Below are 24,424 nucleotides of genomic sequence, written 5' to 3'. Positions count from 1 at the left end.
ATCTTACATTTTTATGACACCTTGGGAATGACGCCAAAGCCTCGGACGGCGCGCTCCGCCGAGCCAATCAGCGGCAGCTTGCCGCCGGTACCGCTATCAATCGCCGAAACCGAGGATTTCGACGCTGAGTATGCCGAGGATAGCCTTGGCAATCGCGGCGGCGGTGTTCTTGCCGGCCACGTCGCCGCCGACCGTGCTTTCGGCCATTTGGCTGACACCGGCGGTCAAATTGCTGGTGCCGGTCAAGCCGGCGGCAACGCTGCCGACCGAGGCCACCGGCACGCCGGTGGAAATTCCGCTGACCTGGATGTTTTGCGCGCCCAATACCGCCGTCGCCGAAATGGTGACGTTGGTACCGCCGATCCCGGCCTCGCCGGCATCGACCACCCCTTGCGGCGCGAACAAATACACGTCGCCGCCGACCACGCCTTCCGAGCTGCCCGCGGTCCGGATACCGCTGCCGGATACCACCGGCGGAAACTCGATGACCATGTTGCCTTTTTCGTCGAAGCTGATTTTCGGCGCCGGCGCGGAAATAGCCGATTTGGCACCGCGGCCGGCATCGATATTACCCTTGGACGACCACAGCATAATGTCGCCGCCGTCCAACGCGAACACCCTGGACGTGTTGACCTGAAAATTATCGCGCACGAAAGCGTTCACACTGCCGGCGCGCTGCACGACAATACCCAGGTCCGACGCCGGCTTAGCGCCCTGAAAGGATACCGCCAGACCGGCGTTGACTTCGCCGCCCGGCACCAACAGATTGATGTTTCCGCCATCCAGCGTATGCATTTTGCTGAACACCATCCGCAAGTTACCCTGCCACGGAAACGAGACCTGCGCAAGACCGTCGGCACCAAGCCAATCGCCTTCCGGGAACAGCGCTTGCAAAGCACTTTCGGCCAAGGCGCCGTCGCCCGACTTCAAGCCGCTGAAAAACTGCGCTTGAATCACATCGAAGGTTTTCCGTGCCGCCGCTACTTGCTGCGTCGGCAACTCGCGAAAAGCTTCCAGTGCCGATGCCGAAGTTAGCGTAGTGTCGCCCGTCAGCGACCGCGTCGCATCGATAAGCTTGGATTGAGTCGCGGCACCGGGGAACAGAAAGGCTTCGGACGCGTAGCCCAACACATTCAGCGCCTTACCGAGATCGGTCTTCCAAGTGGCGCCGGGGAACAATGCCTGCACTTTGGATTCACCCAAAACCTTGATGACCGCTTCTCCGCTGGTGGATTGAATTTGTTGGAAATACAGCGGCATCAGAATTTTGCTAAGTTGCGGTTCTATCGCAACCAAATCGTCGTTGGACAGGCTAGCGAACGCCGTTAGCGCGTCGGCTTCGCTTAAATTCGCCTCGCCGGTGCGCGTCCGCATAAAGTCGGTTACCAAGGCGCCGATCGCCTGCCTGGCGTCGGCATGCTCCTTTTCATGGGCTTGGTAAACCGCCGAAATCAAGGTTTCCAACTTCTGGTACTTGGCGGCGTCCAGACCAGCCGCGCCGGATACGTCACTAAACAAGTCGGCATTTTTTAAATTATTCAATCGCTCGTAATAATCGGCGAACGCCAACAAGGTTTGGATGTAACGCGTCGGACCTTGCAGATAAACCTCAATGAAATTGGCATAGTCGATCTCGCCGCCGACGCCGGCCATCACTGTCAGATTGGCACCCTGGTCCGGCAGATTGGCATTCGTCACGTCGCCGACCGTCGATATCCCGTTGGAAGCCCCCAAATCGATGTCGCGGCCGGCTTTTACCAGCACCTCACCGCTGCCGCCGATCTCGATACTAGCGCTGTTATCCAACAGCGAACCATTCGCATTGCGAGCGCTGCTAAAGCGAATATCGCGGGCGGCCTTGATTAGGCTGGCATCGTCGACGTTGGCGTGTTGCGCCGACACCGCTAGATTCAGGATGTCATGCCCCGAATCCACCAAGACTTTGGTCGCTAACACCAATTCGATATTCTTGATGTCGCCGCTGCGAGTCACCAAGCGCGCCGGTTGCTTGTCGCCGGCGTGGATTGGCGTGGCGGCATGCGCCAGCGGCGAATTCCCGAGCGGATTGAAGGCGCCGGCCAAATCCGCCATCGACGTCCGCGCCAACGGTGCGGTAGCGCCGGGCGCCAACGCCGGGTCGGCATCGGATACACCCAGGCGATCGGTAAGATCGGCCGCGCTGATGTCGCCTTCCGCCAACAAATTCAAGCTACCGGTCGCCGCCGGAAACAGGATGATTTCGTCGTTCAATACGATGTCTCCGCCAAACGCGGTGGCATTCAAGGAGCCGGGATATAAGGCGGCCAACGACTGTTGCTCATTCGTTCCAGTGGGAATCAACACGGAAATCAGTTTTGACGCACTACTGTGTAAGCCAATGTCGCCGGCCAAACTCGCCAAGGTCAAACCACTGTCGGCGCCGTAGCTGAAAAAATTCACTTCGCCGTCGTCCGCTATCATCGGATCGGTGACGCCGGCCAGCGACAAGTCGTTTCCAGCCGATATGTCGAAACGGGTATCCCCCATCAACAGTACCGGTCCGTCGGCAAACTGACTGCCGCCGCCTATGCTTCCGCCAGCGTTCAGCGAGCCTTCGCCTTGGCCCACGTAGAACACACCGCCGTTGACGTTGCCGCCGGCCTGTATCGCCAGGGTTCCGCCGCCGCCGACCTCGACTTGATTGCTGTTAAATCCGCTCAAATTCGAGCTACCATTGGCGTCGCCGACCTGCTTGCCGGTGGTCGGCATGACCACTTCCAGATCGTTGATATCGCCGCCCGCCGTGACCTTAACCGCGCCGCCGCCGAAAGCGCCGACGTTTTGCTGGAACAACGGCATTGGTGCCTTACCCGGTTGGGTGTTACTGGCGGCGCCGGGAATATAGCCCAAGGCCACGCCCCAGGCGGTTGGCTTTTCCTGAGCCTGATCCGACCACTTGCCGATGCGTAGCAACCAATCGTTATAGTCGTTATTACTGACCGTCCCTTGGATATTACCGGCCGCCGCCAGACCGACATTGCCGCCGTCCACCGGGTATTCGCTATAGGCAAACAAGGCAACCGCCCGGTCGCTGAGCGTGCCGTAAGGAGCGATTTGCGTCGTTGTGCCCGCGCTGTAGATGGATGCCGGCGTGTAAGTGGCGGTTAGTTGAGTATTATTGGCTATCTGCAACGACGTGGCTTGGCTAAGCGTCACGGTCGGCAACGTCGAAATGGCCGTGTCGGCGGTCATTATTTTGGTCGTCGCGGTGCTTAAATGTACCGAAGGCAGGGTCGTCAAGGTCGAATTGGCCGAAACCGCCGCAGTCAGTGCGTTGTTGATCGTGACTGTCTTGGTGTTGACGTTGATCGCGGTAATCTGAGTCCCGGCCGCGACACCGTTGCCGGACAGGTAGTCGCCAACCACCCAACCGCCGACATCGGCGACTTTCAGACTCTTGGTGTTCTTGGCGGCCAAGGCCGTGGTTTGCGCCGCGACGCCGGCCGGATTAATACCGGTGATAGTGGTACCCGACGCGATGCCGTTACCAGTCAAATAATCGCCAACCCGCCACCCGGACGCGTCGCTGTCGTCCAGCCGTAACGATAGGCTGCGATTGATTGCCGAAGCGGACGTCGCATGCGCGATTCCGCCCGCGGCTACATCGGTAATATAGGTCCCGGCGACAATCCCCGAACCCGATAGATAACCGCCGGCTTTCCAGGCCGACGCATCGCTGACCGCCAAAACCGTGCTGCTTTTCGCGGCGGTCGAAGCCAACCGGTTGGTGGCGCTCTCGCCGCCTGAAATCACTATATCGCCGCCGGCATTCAACTGAATGTCGCCGGTGCCGGTTCTAACCTTGACGTTGCTGGTTAGCGTCAGATCGCCGGCACCCAAGGTTTTGTCCGAATCGGCGCTGGTCAAATCGCCGCCGGCGGTCAGTTGGTAGGACCAGGACGCGCCGCTCTGCAATTTGTCGATAATCGAGACCGACTTGGTAGTGCCGTCGAAATTGTCGTATTGAAACGTGACGTTTTTAAACCCGTCGCTCAACGACTGATCCAGTGTGAAATCGCCGCTGGCCCTAATCACCAAGCGCCCCGGCACGTCGTCCCAAACATTGTCGTCGCTGTTTTCGTCGTAGCGCCAGTCGGCCAGATCCCACTTGTCCTTTAAGGTCAGGTCGCCGCTGTAATCGATCTCGACGCCGGCCAGCAACCGGATGCCTTGGCCCAACTGGTCGGCGACCGCCGCCATGTTGGCTTCGGTCATGTAGGCGGCGGTATCGGCCTTGATTTTGGCGATGTCGGCGGCGTCGATCCGGCCGTCGTCGCCCAAATCGGCGTTGGCATATTTGGCGACGCCCTCCGCGTAAAACGTCTTGTAACCGCGAACCGAGCCGGCGACCGGCTGTATCCGCACCCCGATGCCGTCCCGCAAGGCCCGTAGCGTCACGTCGCCGCCTTCCGCGCCGGTGCCATGCACGTCAATTTGACTACCTTCGCCCACCGCGACGCCGGAGATCCCGTCGCCGTCGCTATCGACGCTGGACAACAACACCGAACCGCCCTTGGCGCCGTCACCGGTACCGCGCGCCGACAGCGTAGCGCCGGCGTTCAGAACCACATCGTCGCCGGCATACAATTTGATGCTACCGCCGGCGTCGGCGGCGTCGGCGTTCACGGTGCCGGCCAGTTCGATCGAACCGGTATCGGCGACCAGCGTCACTTGTTCGGCGCGGACCGAGCCGGACTGGCTTTGCACGATATCGGCTTGTCCGACTCGGATATATATCGAACGATCGATACCGGCGCCGTTCAATTTTTGCGTTAACGCGTCGAAACCCTGGCCGGCGGCGAACTCGCCGACCTCGACCGTCGCGCTGCCGGACTTGGCTTGCAGTTCGCCTTGCAACGAAGCCGATTTTTCCAGAGCCCGGATTTCGACATTTCCGCCCTCGGCATCGCCACCGCCGCTATCCACGTCGATCAATGACCCGGCCTTGGCGACGATGCCGCCGTGATCCGCCACCGCCGTGAAGTGGCCGCCCGGACTGTATTGGTCGACATCACCGAACTTGACGGCCCGCCCCGCCAAATCGAGCTGGGCATGTTCGCCCAAGCTCACGTCACCGCTCAACGCGTGCAGGCTCAACGCGCCGGACGGCAACACCACCCGACTATCGAAGTCGATATTGTCGGCGGTAACGGCCAATTCGGCGCCGTACCCGCTGACGATAGCCGCGTTACCGGTTAGACCGGCGAATTCCGCCGCATGCCCGCTCGCGTCAATGTTCAAGCTGGCGCCGCCGTCGGCGCCGAAACCGCCGGTCGCCAGCCGCAAATCGGCCGCGACGCGCAATTCGCCGTCACCGGTGGCGCGGACTTGCTCGCTCGCGTTGACATCGACCGCGTCGAAACCCAGTATCGAAAACCGGCCGGCACCGGTTTCCAGTCTATCGGCAACGATAGCCAATCGACCGCCGCCGTCAACAGTCTGTAGATTTTCCGCCGCTCCGCTGTTCGCCAAGACCAGCGTTCCGGCGCTGATCGACGCCACGTCGCCGGCCGCGCCGTGACCGGTCATACCCGCGGCGTTAATCGCCAAACGCTCGCCCCGCCAATCCACATTGCCGTAAAAGCCGAGGCTATCACGCGCGGTCAGCACCAATTCGTCCACGTTTAACTGGGCCAATTTGGCGTTGGTCAGATTCAATGCGCCGCCGGCCAAGCCGTCCACGGCACCGAGATTGACGCTATTGGCCGCCAGATTCAACGAACCTCCCTCCATCCGAATATCACCCTGCAACTCGGTCGAGTGCGAAGCATCCAATAACATCGAAGCGGCGGCGTGCAACAACGCATCCTTGGCGACCAACAAATCGCCCGCCGAACCGTCGGTTTCGGTACGGTTCAGTTCGATTTGATCGCCGCCGGACAAGCGTAGCAAGGCCCCGTTACCGACCAGATTGAACACACTGTCCCCGCCGACCACACGGCGATCGGCATCCAAGCTCACATTGGTACGCACTTCGACCAGGTTTTTGGCCGCCGCGATAATCTCGCCGCCGCGCAGATTGACGCCCTCGGCGAACACCACGCTATCGGCACTGACATCAACCGCGGTCTCGCCAGTCTCGACATCGCGGTCTCGCGCGCCGCCGAGCAACAGGCTTTCCACATTCAGCGCGCTCAAGTCGTCGGCCAGAATTTCCAAGACGCCGGTGCCGGCAGCCTCGCCGGAGCGGTCGGCGACGATGCGGATGTTATTGGCGGCAATATCCATTCGAGCGCCGCGGCCGCCTTGCAAGGCTTGCAGCATGAACTCCCCTTCCATCACCAACCGGGTTTGCGCGATCAACGAAACCTGGCCGCCGTCCATCGGTAAATTGGGCGTTGCGGTTTCGTTGGTTTTAGCTCGCTCCTGGTAAAAGCTGTTGGCAGTGTAGGTTTGATATTCCGAGTACTTACGAACGTCAGCGCCGGTTTCGATTAGAAAACCGCTGGAACGCGCATCGCGAATACTGCCGCCGGCCTGGGCGAAATAACCGGACACGATGGTTCTACCGTCAGGCGTGTATTGGGTGACGACTTGGTCCTGAGTGTCGGCGACCGGTGTGATCAGATAGGCGCCCGGCAGCAATGCATAATGCGCCGGCAAAATCGCGTAATCGCCGGCCGGCAGATCGCCGCTCGCTTCCAAATGAATCGTGGCGCCGAGCGAATAATCGAAGCTACTACTTTGATAGTGGTCGTACGGACTCAGCAACGACCCCAAGGTCGGCAAAATCGCGAAGCCGCCCTGATAGCTGCCGCTACCGGACGTTAAATAATCGTAGGAGCCGCCGGCACCCGGTATGAATTCGTAGGCCAGCAAATCGCCTCCGCCAGCCAAATCCACAAGACTGCCGCTGGCGACATCGATCTCCGGCGCGTCCATGACGATGCGTTTTTCCGGCGCGGCGCCCCAAACCAGGTTTCGAACATTATCCAAGGTATATAACCAGTCGGTTCCGCCCTGAACAACACCGAATGGAATCAATAGCTCCGTAGCGGTCAGCCGATCGATACCCGAGACTGAAGTCACGCTACCGGAGGCCAGCGTTAGCGTATCGCCGGCCTGGAACGTAATCTTCCCGAGCGGCGCCTTGACCACGCCTTGCTGGCTAATTAAGGGCGCCTCGAAAGTCAACGAACCGGCCGCCGACAACGGCGTCGCATCGGTGTTAGTGCCGGAGATAACGATTTTTCCGTCCGGATTGCCGCGCACCGCGAACGTGAAGTCGGTCAGTGTGCTGGGATATACTTGGCTGGCGTGCAAATACAAATCGCCGGCCGTCACCAGGGCACCGACATAATCGCGTTGCTCGTCGCTTTCCTCGCGGACGCCTATCGTGCGTATATCGTGGGCGCTGTTTAGCGTGACCTTCTGGAAGCCGTTCCAGAGACTAGCGCCGGTCAGTTGTATCCATTGCGCATTGCCGGCGAACTGTCCGCTACCGGTTTCGGCGCTGTCGGCAATAGTGCGTAGCTTATCGGAACCGAGCTCTAGAAAAGTGGTATTCAACACAACCGAGCCGGCGTCGGCGCCGTTCGATCCGACCGCGCGCAGCTCGGCGGCATCGATGTGGATGCGTTCCCCCGCAGTCAGATTGACGTCGCCGACGAAGGCCACCGCCGCGTCGCCTAGCGTCCCGTTCACGGCCAGACTCAGGTCGGTGAAACCGCCGGCGCTAATCTGATCCGCGCCGATACTTGCGAAGCCGATGCCGTCTTCCGGGTAGGCGTCGCCGAACTTCAGATCCTCTTCGGATTGGCGCTTGCCGCTCTGACTGACGTTAATGACCAACGGTCCGTCGGGAAACGGCACGACCGGAATTTCCGGACGGTTTAATTCGGAACGATCGAGGCGCAGCGACAATCGCCCGCCGTGCATGCTGGCCGAACCGGCATAGGCTCGCATTTCACCATCGATAACGATACCGTCGGCCGCTTTGATCGATATGTTGCCGGCATTGGAGGCGAAGGTTCGCTTGACGAAGGCCGCCGCCGAAACCGTATCGGAACGCTCGACGTCGACGGTCGCCACGGTACCGGAAACATCCAGGACCGCCCCTTCGGCGATCACCACGGCGCCGCGTTTGGCATCGAAAGCGATCGTGCCCCCGTCCAGCACTTGACCGCCCCGGTTCCCGTAAGCGTCCGCCAGTTCCTTCACCGCGACGCCGCGCGCGTCCAAGCTGGCATGGTTGCCCAGCCAAATGGTTTGAGTGGGATCGTATTGCAAGCCAGCGGCCGGGTCGATGATCAAATTGATTTTTCCGGCCGCCGCCTTCAACGCACCATCGATAAAGACGCTGCCGGCCGTCGCGGTCAGTCCGATCGTAGAACCGGTATCGGCGACGATGCGGCTGCCGGTTTCCATCACGACGCCGGCATAGCCTTTTAAAGTTAGCGTGACCGACTGGCGCAAATGGTCGGCCAATTCGACGGTCCGGCTAAACCGGCGTATCGAACTGCCGGTCGCCGCGTTCTGGTAACCGGCAGTCAATACCAGATTGCGCTGGCTCAAGTTCAAGTCCACGTTGCGTTTTACCGTCAATCCGCCGAAGTCGGCGCTCAGATTGATTTCGCGAAAGGCCAACTGCTTGGATAGGTCGAACGATCCGGCTGAAGTACCCAGCACTAGCGTATCGGTCACGTCGGCGGCGGCGTCGGGCAATCCCACCAGGATTTTGCCGCTCGTCAGATTGAGCACGCCGTTTTGTTCCAAACCGTAGGCGGAGATTTCGCCAGCCAAGGTCAGCGTCGAAATCAAGTCGCCGGTGCTGCCTTCGGCCGCCAACGTAATCTCGCCGCCGCGACCGGACCGCAGGTTGCCGTTGACCGGTAACCATGCGCCACCGTCGGCCAAAATTTTGGCACCCTTGTTTACAAGCACGTCGCCGTTGGCGCGAAACACCACTTTACCGCCGTCGATCAGCAACGGATCGGTCGGGGTTCCATGCAGACCACTACGCAAATCGTTGACCCATGCGCCGGATACATCCACTTTGACTCCGGACGCCACGACTATCCGCCCCTGTCGCGCTAGATCGACGCCATCCGCCACCGCTGAAATATCGGTTTGCAAATTTAGAGCGCCGCCGGCCGCTTTGAAATCGCCGTTGACGGCGATGTTGGTCGCCTCGACGCTCAATTTGCCGCCCGGCCCCATCGCCAAGTCGGTGTCTAGGGAAGCGTCGCCGCGGGTCTTCACCGACACGTTGCCGACGCCGGAGCGGGTTAGCGTGGCGGCCGCGATTTTCAAATCGATATCGGTCTCGCCGTTCTTGGGGAATTCGTCGTTCAACGCCAAGGCCAACGCGCCGGCGCGATCGACGAATTGAACGTTCTGCAGAGTTTTTTGAGCGTCCTGAAACGTCGCCAAATCGATCTCAAAGCTGCCGTTCGCGGCGGCACTCGCCGAAGCCCGCTGGTAAACACCGACCTCGGAACCAGCGGTCAGAGTGCCGCCCCACGCCAGCCGAGGTGCCGAGATATTCAAGCTGCCGGCGGCCAGACCCTCGGTATAGCCTTTTTCAAAAACGCCTTTGCCGAACGTCCCCAGCAAGTTCCACGTTTTACTGACCCCCCATTTGGCATGATTTTCCTCGACGCTACCGAAAACGCCGGCATACTGTGCCGTAGGATCGGCATCGCTAATATCGACAACCTCACCGTAGCTGGTCAGCAGCTTGGTGGTCTTGATGTAACCATCCTGATATTGCAGCGAGCCGCCGGAAATATCGAATTGCGAGCCGTCGTTGGCGATCACGTCGCCACCGGACGTCAACGTGATTTTACCGCCCGTGCCCAATCGCTCTTCCACCGTTCGGCTGATCCTGGCCAAGGCGCCGTCGTCATCGACCAGCTCGGTACCCTTGCGCAAATCGACATACACTGTTTTGCCTTTTAGAATCCCGCCGCGCTGCAGCGGCGAATCGCGCAAGTCGTAACTCTGCACCGAAATCTCGCCGACATTGCGCTCCATCGCTACCTTGACGTTTTTATAGCCGGCCACGTCGATTTTGGCGTTTTTATCAATCAATATTCGGCCGGACTTACCGATGGCAGCGTTTTCCGGATTATCGGTCGCGTTAACGGCAACGGTCGCGCCGGGCGCGTGTATCGTCGAACCCGACTCCAAGGCCACCGTGTGGGCACCAATCTCGATATAAGACGCCGGTTGCGTCTGTTCGTCGATCGCGCTACCGCCGTCGCTATCGGCCACCACTTCGGTGACGCTGCCGTCACCCAAGCGAACCTTGGCCTTGGTTTCGGCCCCGTCGCCGGCATTGTCGCGGACGGTCTGCGTAGCGCGCAATACCGGATTGTTCTCCTTGATTTTCTCCCTGGCGATCAAACGAATGGAACCGTTAACGTTGACAGACGTCGTCGCGCTGACTCGGCCTTCCTGGTTGACCGCGAAACCGGCCAAGGTCACATTGCCCTGCCGCACCGAAATGTCGCCGCGATTGGTCACCTTGCCGCCGGTACCGACTTCGACCAGCAAGCCGGCGAACGGACTTTTATCGTCGGCGGCCTGCAGATACACCTTGTCTTCACTGGCCGCCATGATGATTTGGCCTTGAGCGCCGGCGCTCACGGTCCCCTCGTTAGTAATTTTCGGCGCGGCGATGATGATGCGGCCGGCCTTGTCGGTGGTGATCTTGGCGCCGGCGTTAATCAGTATTTCGGCGGTTTTCGGATCGAGCTTATCGTCAGGCGATTTGGGTTCGATGACCAAGGCCGCGCCCTTGCTTTCGTCGTAGACGCGGGTGATGCCGCGCGCCCAGGCTTCGTCGGTAACCTTTAAAGTGGTGGCGATGAAGCTGTTGACGTTCACCACCGAGTCTTTGTCGAAAATAAAGCCGTTTTTGTTGTACAGATAGATTTGGCCGTTGGCGACGATCTGACCCATGATCTTGCTGGGGTCTTGATCGTTAATCTTATTCAATGCGATCGACGAGGTGCCGGGCTGCTCGAACTTGACGGTATTTTCCTTGCCGACGTTGAATTTTTGCCAATTCAAGACCGCTTTGTCCGAAAGCTGCTTGATCACCATCGTATTCCCGTCCACGACCGGTGTTTGCACACTACCGCTAGTGATCCACGCCGCCGCCGGTATCGGTAAGTCGGCGAACACGGCGCCGTTGCCGACCAACAGGCCGCCGGCCAATGCGTAGCGCACGCAAGCCGCGAGCGGTTTCAATCGAAATTGAACGTCCTGGGATTTAGCCGATGGTTTGTTGGTCATGGAATTAGCCCTTCAAATAAAATAACGCGCCGGCGGGGAATTAACCAAATAAGCGCAAACAGCGACTTCGCCGAATTAATGTTCTATTGATTGCAACCATTCAGCGCGCGGCACGAATTTCTTTCCCGCGGAGAAGGAATAAACCACCCTTTTCCAAATGCCCGGCGAATAGTGACTATTTATTAATCTATCCGACCAACCGTCGCTAAAAACTGTACTAAAGTAGCAATCAAATTATTTAGACATTCGAAATATGACGAATCTATTACACCCAAAACCCAAACCCGTCACCGAACAAAAAACATCCAATTAAATTCCTTATTAATTAATTAGTTACAGAAAATAAATCGCCGGGATAATCTTGAAAATTAATAGTATAAAAATTAGGTCATATTATCGTAACAACCAACATTGCCGATTTCGCCGTTCGCGCGCCGCCGTTCAAACAAAATCTATAAATACGCCGAATTTCCATACGTTCAAGCCGATGTTTTAAATACCGTTTAAACGCATCTATTTATCGACTCCAGAAACCAGCCGGAGTACAAACCTAGCTTTGTACTCCCTTCAACAATCGAAAAATCCGCGAGTTTCTCCGCGACTTGCCGAATAGACCCTCGCGTTCCGCATAGCGGAACAGCCTTTAAAAATCGGTGGCGATATTGAAATGCACGCGCGGATCGCCGCTACTGACCGGCGCCAACCCGCTGAACGGTATGCCTACGTCGAAAGCCCCGCTCAAATGCTTCCACACCTGAAAGCGTAAGCCGACGCCGGCGCTGCTCAAGAAATTGCCCTTGGCGTTGCCTTTCAAAGGGTTCTTGACCCAACCCTTACCGGCGTCCAGAAACGCCAACAGCTTCAACTCATCGACCGCTTCCCAATCGGCCAAACCTAAATGCGGGCTATGCAATTCCAACGAACCGAACACCGCGTCGTCGGCCAAGGCCTGGGTTTCGAAATAGCCGCGCACGCTTTGCGCGCCGCCCAGCGAGAATTGCTCGTTACTGATCAGGGGACTATCGGCCGCCTGACCGGCGAAATGACCGACCAAGCTCATGCCCCATGGCAAATCGTGCCGATGTTTTAAATCGCCGGTCAAATACAGATAGCTGGCCTTGGCCAAATAGCGCTTGTTCTCGAACTCGCGTTGGCTGTTGCCCAAGCCGCGAAACGACCAGTGCGCGCCCAAATCGAAGCTGGTCTGACGGCCGTCACCGTTCAGCGTACCGCTGTACTGAGCCAGGAACGGCGTGTAACTGATCGGAGTCTTGATCGAGTCGGCGCCGATCAAATTCAAATCTTCCTTAAAGTCCTTGTAGTCCACGCCCAAGGTACCGCTGTGGTAGTAGTCGGGTAGGGATTTAAACGGATGCACCAACCGGGCGCCGTAAATGTTACCGATACCGATCACCGACAAAGCGCCGGCACTGGCAATCTGGGCGTTCGACGACGAACTGACCGCATAAACAGCCAACCGAGTCGGCGAGTCGAACAGCGGCATCGCATAGGTGCCGGCCCAAACGTCCACTTCGGCGTTGTTTTCCGGCGACACTTGATACATCAACGACGCACTGTGAAAGGCCTGCCATAGGTTGTCGTAACGCAAAGACGAAATCAGCCGCAACCGCGAGGTGGTCGAGGTGTTGCGGCCGTTGAGTTCGACGCGGCCGTGCAAAGGCATTTCGTCCTTGACCTTTAAATCCACTTCCAAGGTGCCGGGCGTTTCGCCGGCGCGTAGAATCGGCTGAATCTGGCGGTCCGGCGATTGGCCGGCCAACTCGGCCAGTTGCTGCTGCATTTTCGGCATGTTGGGAACGTTGCCTTCGGCCAACTCCGGCACGGCGGCCTTGATTTTGCCCAATGCGAAATAGCGCGAGTCCTTGACCCGCAGCTTGGACACCTTACCTTCGACGACCTGCAGATAAACCACGCCGTTTTTAACGTCCTGTTCGGGAATATCCACCGAGACGGTTTGAAAACCGTTGGCTTGATACAGACTTTCCAGCGCGGCCCTGGCCAATTCGACGTTATCGATGCTTTTGTCCGGCCCCAAAAACCGATACACCGTGCGCTCGAGCTGCTTTTTGTCCAACAGCGTATTGCCCTTGACCCGCAATTCCAGCAAATCGAACTTGGCCGGCGCGCCGGCTTGGTCGGTCTGGCTGCCGTTTGAAGGCGTAGAGGCCTGGTCGGCCGCGAGCGCGGACAGCGAGCCGCTAGCCAGCAATGCAGCCATCAATACTTCGCGCCAGACCCGGCGGAAGCGGACAGTGTTCAAACTCATTGAATTCCGATGAAACCTAAACGGCCTTCGTTATGAAGGCCTGCGAGCCGCCATTTTAGGTAGCCCAGGTTAAGCTTTTATGACAAACCGGTGACGCGCGGCGGGCATTCGCACCGGCAACCGGCCTGCTACGAATCGACCGCGTCGCCCCGAAAACGGCAATCGCGTTAAAACCGAAAAAGCGGCCGGGTCAGCCGCGTTGCCGCGACTGCCCCGGTCACTTTTTAAGGCGGTCGTCCCTGACCTGGTTCGGGATTGCCCCTAATCAACCATTACAGTTTGGCATCGCCGTTGTTGTAAATGGTTGGTGCGCGGCAGGCATTAGTCGATGCGGCTGCTGTCGCATGACTGTATGGATTGACCGGACGGCTGGCGTTAAACGCACCGTTGGCTTCGGGAGCAAAGCTGGTCGGAACGGCCAAGAATGCACCTGGAGTAGCGGTAAAGGTGTGGGTGAAACCAGCGTTCAGCGCCGCCATCACTTCCGGCGCGCCGGCTGAAGTAATGATCGCGTTGGTCAGTTTTTTCAGGTTAGCGTCGGAAAAGTGGTCGGTCCAATATTGGAAAGTGTTTTCCGCCCAGTCCTTGTATTTGCCGTTGACTACGTTAGCCAGGGTCGGCGCTACGCCATCGACTTTAACAAAACGGAAGTTGCTGGATACGGCGGTCTTTTTCTCCAGAGACTGGATACCGACCGCCCAGCGCACACCGTAGGTGTTATCGAAACCGTTGGCGGCGTTGCTGCCGTCGTTCAGCTCGTCCAAGCAGTTGCCGACCGAACCCGAGGTGTTGTTCTCGTGGATCATCGGATAGCCGTCGCCTTCGCCGAAACCCAAGGCCAGTGCGTCGGAAGCCGGAGCCGTCGCGGAAGCAGCCGAAGTACAAGGATCATGCAGGAACTTGATATTGGATTGAGCTTGGGTACCGGAACCGTTTTCGCGGCGGCAGGTATGCAACAACGAGGAACCCGGCAAGTAAGCGGCGGCATTGGCTTGGACCCAATCGTACAAACCGGTGGAACCGGTCACTTTCAATTGGTTCCAGTCCGCCCAGCTGCCCGCATGAATCGATGCGATTTGAGCCGAGCTCAGGCTAGGCATGCAGGCCTCGGTTTCGGCACCAACCGCGCAGCCCGCCAAGGAACCGTTGGCGATTTGGGCGGCTTGCAATGCAAAATACAGTTTTTTGGTGACGGGCACGCCGAAGGTCACCGCCGAAGCGCTTTTCACGGTCAATTTAGCAACGTCGTCAGCATTCACGTCCAGATAGCCGGCTGGGGCGTTGTTACCGGTAAATTGCGCCGGGTCGACGTCGGAAATGCCGAAGTCGGAGATGTGGGTGCTGTATTTGCTGGCATCGGCCAAGTCGTAAGGGCAGGTAATCAAACCCAGTGTCGAACCGGCGACCGGCAAGGTGTTGGAGGTGCAAGCCGAGCTGATTTTCAAATACTCGATCGTGGCACTAGCGGTGTTACCATTGGCTTCGGCGATGATAGGGCTAACGCCGAACGCGGAACCGCCGGCGCTGCGTTTGTAGACCAAGATGTAAGGCTTGTTGGTCGGTACATTGCTGTTGGTGGTGGCGCGGGTGCACAAATAAGCGTTTTGGTCGGAACCGGTCAGGCTGTCTTTGTATTTCCAGATTTTTTTAGTAGTGTCGCAGACTTTATCGGCGGCCGGTACCGATGAATCGGTGATCAGTTTTTCGATAAAGTTGACCGCCGCGGAGGCGCCGGACAAATACAACACGTTGGTTTGGCTGGCGTCGATGATGGGCAAGTTGTTGCCGTCGACCGGAATCGGATCGTTGACGGTCGCGGCTTGCACACCTGATGCGGCCAACAAGGCGCTGATCGCGGTGCCTAATACTAAGTTTTTCATGGGTAGTTCCTCGAGTAAAAAATCGTCAAACCGGAGCGGCGCCAACGCCGCTCCGAATACCGCTTATGCGGCGGCGTATTTGCGGCGAGTCGCGCGCAACAAGCCCATCAGGCCGGCGCCGAACATCCAAACCGCGGCCGGCAGCGGCACATTGGCCGGGGCCGGACCGAAGCTCAGCAGATTGCCGGCCAGGGTCCATTTACCGGCGGCCAGCGTGTGAGGCTGAATGCCGTTGTAGTACCAGAAATCGCCGGAGGTACCGTAGGCGATATTGGCTTGGGCCAAGCTGACCGTGCCGAAGATACTGTTGAAGTCATTGTGTTGCCCGGTATTCGGGGTATCGGCGTCGTACACCAACGAACTCAGATTCGCGGCATAATCGTTTCCAGTAGCGCCGGGGTTATCGGCGACTTGTCCGCCATTGATCTGATTCGCATGGTTTTTGATCGCAGTACCAGGGACTGTGGATTGTTGCAAACTGTTGTATTTAGCAATCTCGGTCATGCCGGTGATCAACTGCTTGGAACCGAAACCGACGGCAACCGCGAACTTGGTTTGCGAAGCATCCATACCGCTGGCGAAGGTGTTCCAGTTGTCATTGAGGCTCAAATCGTAGCTCAGCGTATAGCTGTCGTTGGCGACGTTGGCGATCAAATCGCTCATCAGCACGCCCAAATCCAGCGTGAACGTCAAGGTTTGGCTTTTGTCGTATACCGACAAATAGGCCTCGACCGTAGCCGCGCTAGTATTGTTGATCGCCGCATTCGCCGCGCCGGTGGCAGCGAACATCGCCGCCGCCAACAAGGCTTTGTTTAAAGATTTCATAATGGTTTCCTTATGTTTAAGATTTAAAAAATACATAAGGTGACAGCCCAGCCGTCTTGGCTTGTCGGCTTCCTACCGCCCGCCGCCATCCCCGGCGACCGACCCAAGCCAAGACCTGAAACTTTCCGTCCCCGCCTCGCGGCGAGTTTGGCTTTTACACGCTTACCTGCTCACTAAACTTCTAACACCTCGAGTGGTGTCGCTATCCCCGCTACCATGTGTCCGTATTGCAACCTACTCCCTACCTTCTTCCTCTTGCCGCTCCCTTCGCTGGTCTTCCCTGTTCCCTGTAATTCCGCATCAACCAAGATCCCGCGGCTCCCTGCCATCTCAGTTGCGGCGAATTATTCCAAACAAATCAATAAGTTTCCGTTACAGCTCTGTTAAAGAATCGTGAAATGTATTACATGCGTGATACGCCGAAACATCGCCGAATGCCGCAGCACGTTGTTTTTCAAGGGCGAATCGTTGCCGCCACGGACCGCGTACCTAACAGGCTAAATTGGGCGCATCCGACATGGACTGTCGAATTTGGCGTGCGGCATCGGCCGCCCGCCCAACGATTGGAGGACTTAACATTGGCCGGAAACGAATATCGGCGAGAGGGCAACTGTACTAATCGTTAGACGCTGTCGCGGGGACCAAGCACTGATGGACTGACTTTGCCCGGCGTTGCAAACGCGCTAACCGTGGTTATCGGCGATTCGCGGCTAAACACTCGGTCGCCGCTAAAACGCCGCCTACCGGAGTTTCCCAAACGGGAAAACTATAGCTTGCAAAGTCAGGATGCCCGTGGCATTGGGAATGGCGTGTTTGTGCTTCCCCGCCGGAGCGGGACCTATTAACCCGGCTCTTAAATACCGTTCGCCCTGTCGAAGGGCACGCCGGTCCGGGCTTAGACCGGCTCAGCCCGAGAAACACCAGTGAGAAATAGGGCCGGATGTAGAGGGCATGCGGCGGCTGACGCCGAATTGCGAGAAATTGACCGAAACCGAGGTTACAGGGGGATCGATCGTTCGAAAAAGCCGGTGCTGGCGAGAACGCCGAAACCTGCCGGGACTAGCGCCCGACAAACCAGCGCTGTTGAATCGCGAACGCGACGTTCACCAAGCCGACCATGACCGGCACTTCGATCAGCGGCCCAATCACCGCCGCGAAAGCCGCGCCGCTGTCGATGCCGAACACTGCCACCGCCACCGCGATCGCCAATTCGAAGTTGTTGCTGGCGGCGGTAAAGGCCAACGTCGTGGTTTGGCCGTAGTCGGCGCCGATCAGTTTGCCCATCGCGAAACTGACCAGAAACATCGCGACGAAATAAATCAACAGCGGTAGCGCGATACGCAACACGTCCAGCGGCAATTGCACGATCAATTCGCCCTTCAACGAGAACATCGTCACGATCGTAAACAGTAACGCGATCAGCGTCAGCGGGCTGATTTTGGGTACGAAACTCTGCTGGTACCAATCCTTGCCCTTGGCTCTGACCAACAGCCAACGCGTCGCGAAACCGGCGATGAACGGAATCCCCAAATAAATAAACACGCTTTGGGCAATATCGGCGATCGTCACCGCCACCAAACTGCCCGGCAAACCGAACAGCGGCGGCAACACGGTGACGAACAACCAGGCATAAACCCCGAAAAACAGCACTTGAAACACACTGTTAAAGGCCACCAGCCCGGCGCAGTAGTCGTTATCGCCGCGCGCCAGTTCATTCCAGACGATCACCATCGCAATGCACCGGGCCAGGCCAATCAGGATCAAGCCGGTCATGTATTCCGGATAGTCGGCTAAAAATCCGACCGCCAAGCCGAACATCAACAGCGGACCGATCAGCCAGTTTTGCACCAGCGACAGCGCCAACACCCGGCCGTTACGAAACACGTCGCCGAGTTCCTCGTAACGCACTTTCGCCAGCGGCGGATACATCATCAGAATCAGACCGATCGCGATCGGGACGTTGGTGGTACCGACCGAAGCCTGGGCGTTCAGGCGATTCACCTGTTCCGGAAACGCAAAGCCGATGCCCACACCCAGCAACATCGCGAGAAATATCCACAAGGTTAGGAAGCGGTCCAAAAACGACAAGCGCGGCTGCGGGCAGATTGGCAAGTTCATCGTGGAAAACCTCGAACTGTTCGATCAGATAGGACTGCAATTCGACGAAGGACCGCAGCAACTCGCAACGCTATCGGTCGGCAAATCGGCGTCTTTACCGAATATCGGAATGCTTTTCAACGAATGAAAGGCTTCCCAGGGGATGCCTTGCGGATCGACCGTCCAGTATTTGTCCGACTCGGCGTAGCAACAGGCCGCCTGTTTTTGCTCCATGATCGGCAACGCCGCCTGTTGCAGCACCTGCTGAATTTCGGTCAAGGCCTGCTCCGATTCGACTTGAATGCCGAGATGATCCACGCCCGCTGCTCGGCCCCGGTTGGAGATCGCGAAGTTGATGCGCGGATCGTCCAGCATCCATTTGGCGTAGTCGTCGTGGACGGCGCTGGGTTCGGCTTGGAACAGCGCGCTGTAGAACGCAATGTTCCGTTGCAGATCGTCGACGGCAAGGTGAATATGGAAACGTTTCATAAGGCTGTTTTCTCCGCGAGAGGGATTAAGGTAACAAGGCGCCGATGCGATCCAGCTCGGCCTTGAAGCGCTCGGGATCGTTTTTCAACTCATCCAACGGCAAGTCCAGAAAGCGCTCGATTCGGTAACGCACGATGCCGTAAGCGGTTTCGAAAGCCGCTTTGATTTGTTCCGGGCTGCCCTCGGCATGCGCCGGATCGTCCACGCCCCAATGGCTACGCAAGGCCGGGCCGAGATAAGCCGGACAAGTTTCGTTGGCGGCATTGGCACAAACGCTGATCACGATATCCGGGGTCAGCGGCAAATCGTTCCAGGATTTGCTGAAATAACCGGCCGTGGATATCCCTTTTTCTTCGAGTATCGCCACCGCGCCGTCGTTCAGCCGGCCGATCGGCCGGCTGCCGGCGCTGATCGCGTGCCAGCCCGCCGGCGCCAAGTGATTGAAGATCGCTTCGCCCATCAGCGAGCGGCAGGAGTTGCCGGTACACAGAAATAAAACGTTCATACGGATGACCATGTTATGGGTTTGATTCAAGACTCGCCGTCGCCGCAAGCCATTTGCTCCGGTCCGAAGCAGGCCGTCGGGCTGCCGGCGCAACACTCCTCGGTCAGATACCCGATCAACTCGCGGATCAGGTTCAAATCAGCCCGATAGCGTTGAAAGCGGCCTTCCTGGGTGGCGTCAACCAGCCCGGCATGGGTCAGGGCTTTTAAATGAAACGATAGATTGGTCGGCGGCAAACCCAGTTCCGCAGCGATTTCGCCGGCAACCAAACCTTGCGGCGCGTGTTTAACCAACAACCTGAACACGTCCAAACGCACACCGGAAGCCAGAGATTCGAACAATTTAGCGGCTGATTCCTTATCCATCGATTTAACTATTCAATAATTATTGTATAGTCTAAATATTTTTTCGGGTTTGGCAAGTCGGCACTGAGCAGTACTGGGCAGTGGCTCGAATCGGATACTTGCAATACTCAAGCACGACTCCGCCAAACGACGGCAAATCCGCGCCGTCGTTCACGGTCATTTATTTTGTGGCGAGTCTATGGAAATTTTTATAATGCGCTGTCCCTTGAATATTCGAGCAATGCCACGGTCACGATGAGCGAAACCCGCACGCTGCAACAAGCCTACCAAACCGCCGTCCGGCCGCCGCGCGACCCCGAGCGCCTGGCCCAAGCACTCAACGACTGGTACCAGCGCTGGCCGACGCACAATTTTCTGCATCCCTGCGTCATCGACGGCAAGGCCGCGCTGGTTTGTCGAGCCGACTTGAGCGTCTCGGCGGCGGACGCTTATCGCGAACTGCTGGCAATCGCCGAGGCGCACGGCGTACTCCTGAGACAAGACCGGCGTTCGTTGGACTTTCCACCGGCTCACGGCAACCGCCGCCGCGACGTCGGCTTGGTATTGACGTTTTGCATCGGCTTACTGGGTTGGTCGCGGGCGGTCAGCGCCGACGACTTGCTCGCGCCTCCGCCAAGTCCCGCCGCGCAGTTGGTGGCGCCGCCGGCCGGCGCGATGCAGGCGATCGCCAGTCGCGACGAAGCCAACCATACCTTGATCAAGTTGCGAAGAACCCAACCGCCGACTGCGGCCGACATTGCCAACGCCTATCAACAGGTCGCGAATCCGCAACCGGCGCCGGCCGACGCGGCAGCCGCGATACTGGATTTTCTGAAAAACGCCTATCGACCCGAGCTTGGCGAACCGGCCAGCATCGCCGCCGATTTCGAGAGCATCGCGGCATACTACGCCCGTTATCCGGCGGTCGCGGCGCTAATCAGGGATCTGGACCAACAAAAAGTGCTACTGAAATACCGCAAGAACACCTGGCAGGCGCAAGCCTGGGGCAACCAATACCGGGTCGATAGCGTGACGATTTATTTCGATACCCGACTAGGCGCGCAACTACTGGCCGAACCGGGCTGCGACGCCAACCCGGCCTGCGGCGTATCGCCGGCCGACGCGCTGCTGCACGAACTGCTGCACGCCAAACTGATGCTGTTGGATAGCGGCCATTTCATCGCCGGCGGCGGCATGGCGCAAAATCTTTACCCTTTCGAACACGAGCGGGAAGTCATAGCCGAGGAAAACCGGCTGTACCGCTCCATGAACCAAGAAGATGGTCTTGCCCGACCCTTGCGCCATCGCCATAGCGGCCAATTGGCGGAAGTCAGTTGTCCGGCCTGCGCGCCGCACCAACAGCTCGCCGCCGCGCCCTAAATCAACCCATTCGACTGGGGCAGCGCCTGCAGACTAAGGCGGGAGTAAGCCGCAGACCGTATTTGGCACGGATTGCGGCTCGTATTGAAGAGAAGGAATGACGATAGCCCCGACCGGCGCCGGTAACGGTGCCGGTCGGGGGCTACTACCGAATGTCGCGCCCGCCCGCCAATCAGCGCGGTCCGGACAGCGGCCGTTCAGATTAAGCCTGCAAGGCTTTCAACAAGGCTTGTAACCTGTCGTTGGCATCGCCGAACAACATGCGGGTGTTTTCCAGCACGAACAGCGGATTGCCGACGCCGGCATAGCCGGAGGCCATGCTGCGCTTCATGACGATGGTGGTGCCGCCCTTCCAGCATTCCAGCACCGGCATGCCGGCGATAGGACTGTTCGGATCGTTCAAGGCCGATGGATTGACGATGTCGTTGGCGCCGATGACGATCGACACATCGACATCCGGGAAGTCGTCGTTGATTTCGTCCATTTCCAGCACGATGTCGTAAGGCACCTTGGCTTCGGCCAGCAACACGTTCATGTGGCCGGGCATCCGGCCGGCGACCGGGTGAATCGCGAAGCGCACCTTCTTGCCCTGCCCGACCAGCAACTTGGTGATTTCGTTGACCGTGTGCTGGGCTTGGGCGACTGCCATGCCGTAGCCGGGAATGATGACGATGTTTTTGGATTCGCGTAACAGTTGCGCGGTTTCCTCGGCTTCGATCGGCTGGACTTCGCCCTCGATTTCCGCCGCCTCGCCGCCGCCGGCGGTGCCGAAGCCGCCGGCAATCACGCTGAGGAAATGGCGGTTCATCGCCCGGCACATGATGTAGCTCAAGATCGCGCCGCTGGAACCGACCAGCGCGCCGGTGACGATCAGCAAGTCGTTGCTGAGCATGAAGCCGGTCGCCGCCGCCGCCCAGCCCGAATAGCTGTTCAGCATCGACACCACCACCGGCATGTCGGCGCCGCCGATCGCCATTACCATGTGCACGCCGAACACCAACGCGATGCCGGTCATAATCAACAGCGGCATCAGTGCATCGCCGGCTTCGGCGTTAGCCAAAAACTGACGGCCCAGAATGAAGGTGGCGACGAACAGGGCCAGATTGAGCCAATGCCGGGCCGGCAGCAATACCGGCTTGCCGGTGACCTTGCCGCACAGTTTGCCGAAGGCGATTACCGAACCGGAGAAGGTCACCGCGCCGATGAACACGCCGATGTAGATTTCCAGCTCGTGTATGGTTTTTTCGACGCCGACCAACGTGGAATTATGATCGAGGAAACTGGCGTAACCGACCAACACCGCCGCCATACCGACCAGGCTGTGCATCAGCGCGACCAGTTCCGGCATTTGCGTCATTTCCACCCGCGCCGCCGCGAAGGCGCCGATCGAGCCGCCGATCAACAGCGCGCCGGCCAGGATGCCAAACGCTGTAACGTGGCCGCCGAACACCGTCGCGACAATTGCGATCGCCATGCCCAACATGCCGAAATAGTTGCCGCGCCGGGAAGTGTCCTGCCGGCTGAGACCGCTCAAGCTTAAAATGAACAGAATCGATGCCGAGATGTAAGACATCGTAACTAAACCTTGTGCCATGTTGCCTACTCCTTATTTTCTGAACATTTCGAGCATGCGCCGGGTGACCAGAAAGCCGCCGGCGATGTTGATGGACGCGATCAGGATGGCCACGCCGGACAATACCGTAATCACCAAATTATTCGGCGTCGACACTTGCAGCAAGGCACCGATGACGATGATGCCGCTGATCGCGTTGGTCACGCTCATCAACGGCGTATGCAGCGAAGCGGTGACGTTCCAGATCACTTGATAACCGACAAAGCAGGCCAGCACGAACACCGTGAAATGCGACAGGAACGACGCCGGCGCGACGGCGCCCATGCCGAACAAGGCGGCGCCCGCCAGCAGCATCGGCAGCAGTTGCGCCAGCGCCGATTGGGGTTTCTCCACTTTGGGCTCGACCGCTGGCGCTTCGGTCAGCGGCTTCGGGCTGGCCGAGAGTTTCGGCGGCGGCGGCGGCCAAGTGATCTTGCCTTCCTTGATCACGGTGGCGCCGCGGATCACTTCGTCGTCGAAATTGACGTTGAGCGTGCCGTCCTTGGTCGGACACAAGTCGGTCAGCAAGTGGCGCAAGTTGGTCGCGTAAAGCTGGCTGGACTGGTTGGCCAGCCGGCTGGGCAGATTGGTATAGCCGATGATGGTGACGTCGTGCTTGACCACCACCCGGTCTTTTTCGGTCAGCGCGCAGTTGCCGCCTTGCTCGGCGGCCAAATCGACGATGACGCTACCGGGCTTCATCGATTTCACCATGCCGGCGGTAATCAGTTCCGGCGCGGGTTTGCCGGGAATCAGCGCGGTGGTGATGATGATGTCCACTTCCATCGCCTGGCGGGCGAACAGCGCCATCTCGGCTTCGATGAACTCCTTGGACATGGTTTTGGCGTAACCGCCGCTGCCGGAACCGTCTTCATGAAAATCCAGCATCAGAAATTCGGCGTCCATGCTTTCGATCTGTTCCTTGACCTCGGGGCGAGTGTCGAAGGCGCGGACGATCGCCCCCATGCCCTTGGCGGCGCCAATCGCCGCCAAACCGGCCACGCCGGCACCGATGACCAAGACCTTGGCCGGCGGTATCTTACCAGCGGCGGTGATCTGACCGGTGAAAAAACGACCGAAATGCTGGGCGGCTTCGATCACCGCCCGATAGCCGGCGATATTGGCCATCGAGCTCAGCGCGTCCATTTTTTGAGCTCGCGACATGCGCGGCACGCTATCCATCGCCAACACAGTGGCGTTTTTGGCCGCCAATTGCTGCATCAGCGCGTCGTTTTGGGCCGGCCAAATAAAGCTGATCAGGGTCTGGCCGTCTTTCAGCAATTCCGCCTCGTCTATCGCCAGTTCCGGGTGACGTTCCGGCGCCCGGACCTTCATGACAATGTCGGACTCCTGCCAGACCGCCTTGGCGTCGGGCAAAATCTTGACGCCGACTTCCTGGTAGGCTTCGTCGCTGATATTGGCCGCCGCGCCGGCGCCCGATTCCACGCAGACTGTAAAGCCCAGCTTGATGATTTTTTCCGCCGCTTCCGGCGTGGTAGCGACGCGTTTTTCGCCGTCGTGAATTTCTTTGGGTACGCCGATTCTCATGTTGTCTCCTGTCGTTGTTATAGGGAGGAATATGGCTAACCAAACTTCAACGTTGCCCGGCGACGTAGCAGCGGCCAAACGGCCGCGACGACTCGGACGGCAACCGGTTAAGCTTAACCCATCCGGCGCGGGCCGGGTCAATTATTCAGGCGGCGATTTTCCCGAGTTTGGCATTGA

At 58.5% G+C, this 24,424-nt stretch carries 11 protein-coding genes and 1 riboswitch; of the genes, 1 reads left to right on the top strand and 10 read right to left on the bottom strand.

All coding sequences use genetic code 11. The annotated features are described in order from the left end of the window. Positions 1 to 96: 96 nt before the first annotated feature. The 8 genes from BJL95_RS01920 to BJL95_RS01885 all read right to left on the bottom strand — a co-directional run bounded on the left by BJL95_RS01920 (position 97) and on the right by BJL95_RS01885 (position 19,728). Positions 97 to 11,280: a filamentous haemagglutinin family protein gene (locus BJL95_RS01920; protein ID WP_071155057.1), complete on the bottom strand. Its 11,184-nt coding sequence runs from the start codon at positions 11,278 to 11,280 to the stop codon at positions 97 to 99. A 643-nt stretch (positions 11,281 to 11,923) separates the two neighbouring features. Continuing rightward, a complete protein-coding gene (locus BJL95_RS01915) occupies positions 11,924 to 13,567 on the bottom strand; it encodes a ShlB/FhaC/HecB family hemolysin secretion/activation protein (RefSeq protein WP_254786663.1) in 1,644 nt (547 codons plus the stop codon). A 272-nt stretch (positions 13,568 to 13,839) separates the two neighbouring features. Continuing rightward, positions 13,840 to 15,447: a hypothetical protein gene (locus tag BJL95_RS01910; protein ID WP_071155056.1), complete on the bottom strand. Its 1,608-nt coding sequence runs from the start codon at positions 15,445 to 15,447 to the stop codon at positions 13,840 to 13,842. Between the two features lie 63 nt (positions 15,448 to 15,510). Beyond that, positions 15,511 to 16,272, bottom strand: coding sequence for a VPLPA-CTERM sorting domain-containing protein (locus tag BJL95_RS01905; protein ID WP_071155055.1), 762 nt, complete (start codon positions 16,270 to 16,272; stop codon positions 15,511 to 15,513). 38 nt (positions 16,273 to 16,310) lie between these two features. After that, positions 16,311 to 16,434: riboswitch (cyclic di-GMP riboswitch) on the bottom strand. 897 nt (positions 16,435 to 17,331) lie between these two features. Continuing rightward, complete coding sequence (arsB, locus tag BJL95_RS01900; RefSeq protein ID WP_071155054.1) at positions 17,332 to 18,390, bottom strand: ACR3 family arsenite efflux transporter; 1,059 nt, start codon at positions 18,388 to 18,390, stop codon at positions 17,332 to 17,334. A 24-nt stretch (positions 18,391 to 18,414) separates the two neighbouring features. After that, positions 18,415 to 18,858, bottom strand: coding sequence for an ArsI/CadI family heavy metal resistance metalloenzyme (locus BJL95_RS01895; protein WP_071155053.1), 444 nt, complete (start codon positions 18,856 to 18,858; stop codon positions 18,415 to 18,417). Between the two features lie 25 nt (positions 18,859 to 18,883). After that, positions 18,884 to 19,363 (bottom strand): arsenate reductase ArsC, encoded by a 480-nt coding sequence (locus BJL95_RS01890; RefSeq protein WP_071155052.1) that lies wholly within the window; start codon positions 19,361 to 19,363, stop codon positions 18,884 to 18,886. Positions 19,364 to 19,389: 26 nt separating this feature from the next. Beyond that, positions 19,390 to 19,728, bottom strand: coding sequence for a helix-turn-helix transcriptional regulator (locus tag BJL95_RS01885; RefSeq protein ID WP_071155051.1), 339 nt, complete (start codon positions 19,726 to 19,728; stop codon positions 19,390 to 19,392). 234 nt (positions 19,729 to 19,962) lie between these two features. Between BJL95_RS01885 and BJL95_RS01880 the strand changes: the two genes are divergently transcribed. Next, positions 19,963 to 21,087, top strand: a complete 1,125-nt coding sequence (locus BJL95_RS01880) for a hypothetical protein (protein WP_071155050.1) — start codon at positions 19,963 to 19,965, stop codon at positions 21,085 to 21,087. A gap of 202 nt (positions 21,088 to 21,289) precedes the next feature. Here BJL95_RS01880 and pntB read toward each other — a convergent pair whose 3' ends face one another. Next, complete coding sequence (gene pntB, locus BJL95_RS01875) at positions 21,290 to 22,681, bottom strand: Re/Si-specific NAD(P)(+) transhydrogenase subunit beta (protein ID WP_071155049.1); 1,392 nt, start codon at positions 22,679 to 22,681, stop codon at positions 21,290 to 21,292. A 12-nt stretch (positions 22,682 to 22,693) separates the two neighbouring features. Further along, positions 22,694 to 24,247, bottom strand: a complete 1,554-nt coding sequence (locus BJL95_RS01870) for a Re/Si-specific NAD(P)(+) transhydrogenase subunit alpha (protein WP_071155048.1) — start codon at positions 24,245 to 24,247, stop codon at positions 22,694 to 22,696. Positions 24,248 to 24,424: the final 177 nt, after the last annotated feature.

It is taken from the genome of Methylomonas sp. LWB (assembly GCF_001856095.1).
Classification (GTDB): Bacteria; Pseudomonadota; Gammaproteobacteria; order Methylococcales; family Methylomonadaceae; genus Methylomonas; species Methylomonas koyamae_A.
This window is presented reverse-complemented; position numbering and strand designations above follow the sequence as displayed.

Coding starts and splice junctions, on each gene's coding strand:
- BJL95_RS01905 (WP_071155055.1), bottom strand. CDS start 16,272: ATGAAATCTTTAAACAAAGCCTTGTTGGCGGCGGCGATGTTCGCTGCC.
- BJL95_RS01885 (WP_071155051.1), bottom strand. CDS start 19,728: ATGGATAAGGAATCAGCCGCTAAATTGTTCGAATCTCTGGCTTCCGGT.
- BJL95_RS01895 (WP_071155053.1), bottom strand. CDS start 18,858: ATGAAACGTTTCCATATTCACCTTGCCGTCGACGATCTGCAACGGAAC.
- BJL95_RS01890 (WP_071155052.1), bottom strand. CDS start 19,363: ATGAACGTTTTATTTCTGTGTACCGGCAACTCCTGCCGCTCGCTGATG.
- pntB (WP_071155049.1), bottom strand. CDS start 22,681: ATGGCACAAGGTTTAGTTACGATGTCTTACATCTCGGCATCGATTCTG.
- BJL95_RS01880 (WP_071155050.1), top strand. CDS start 19,963: ATGAGCGAAACCCGCACGCTGCAACAAGCCTACCAAACCGCCGTCCGG.
- arsB (WP_071155054.1), bottom strand. CDS start 18,390: ATGAACTTGCCAATCTGCCCGCAGCCGCGCTTGTCGTTTTTGGACCGC.
- BJL95_RS01910 (WP_071155056.1), bottom strand. CDS start 15,447: ATGAAAAACTTAGTATTAGGCACCGCGATCAGCGCCTTGTTGGCCGCA.
- BJL95_RS01915 (WP_254786663.1), bottom strand. CDS start 13,567: ATGAGTTTGAACACTGTCCGCTTCCGCCGGGTCTGGCGCGAAGTATTG.
- BJL95_RS01870 (WP_071155048.1), bottom strand. CDS start 24,247: ATGAGAATCGGCGTACCCAAAGAAATTCACGACGGCGAAAAACGCGTC.
- BJL95_RS01920 (WP_071155057.1), bottom strand. CDS start 11,280: ATGACCAACAAACCATCGGCTAAATCCCAGGACGTTCAATTTCGATTG.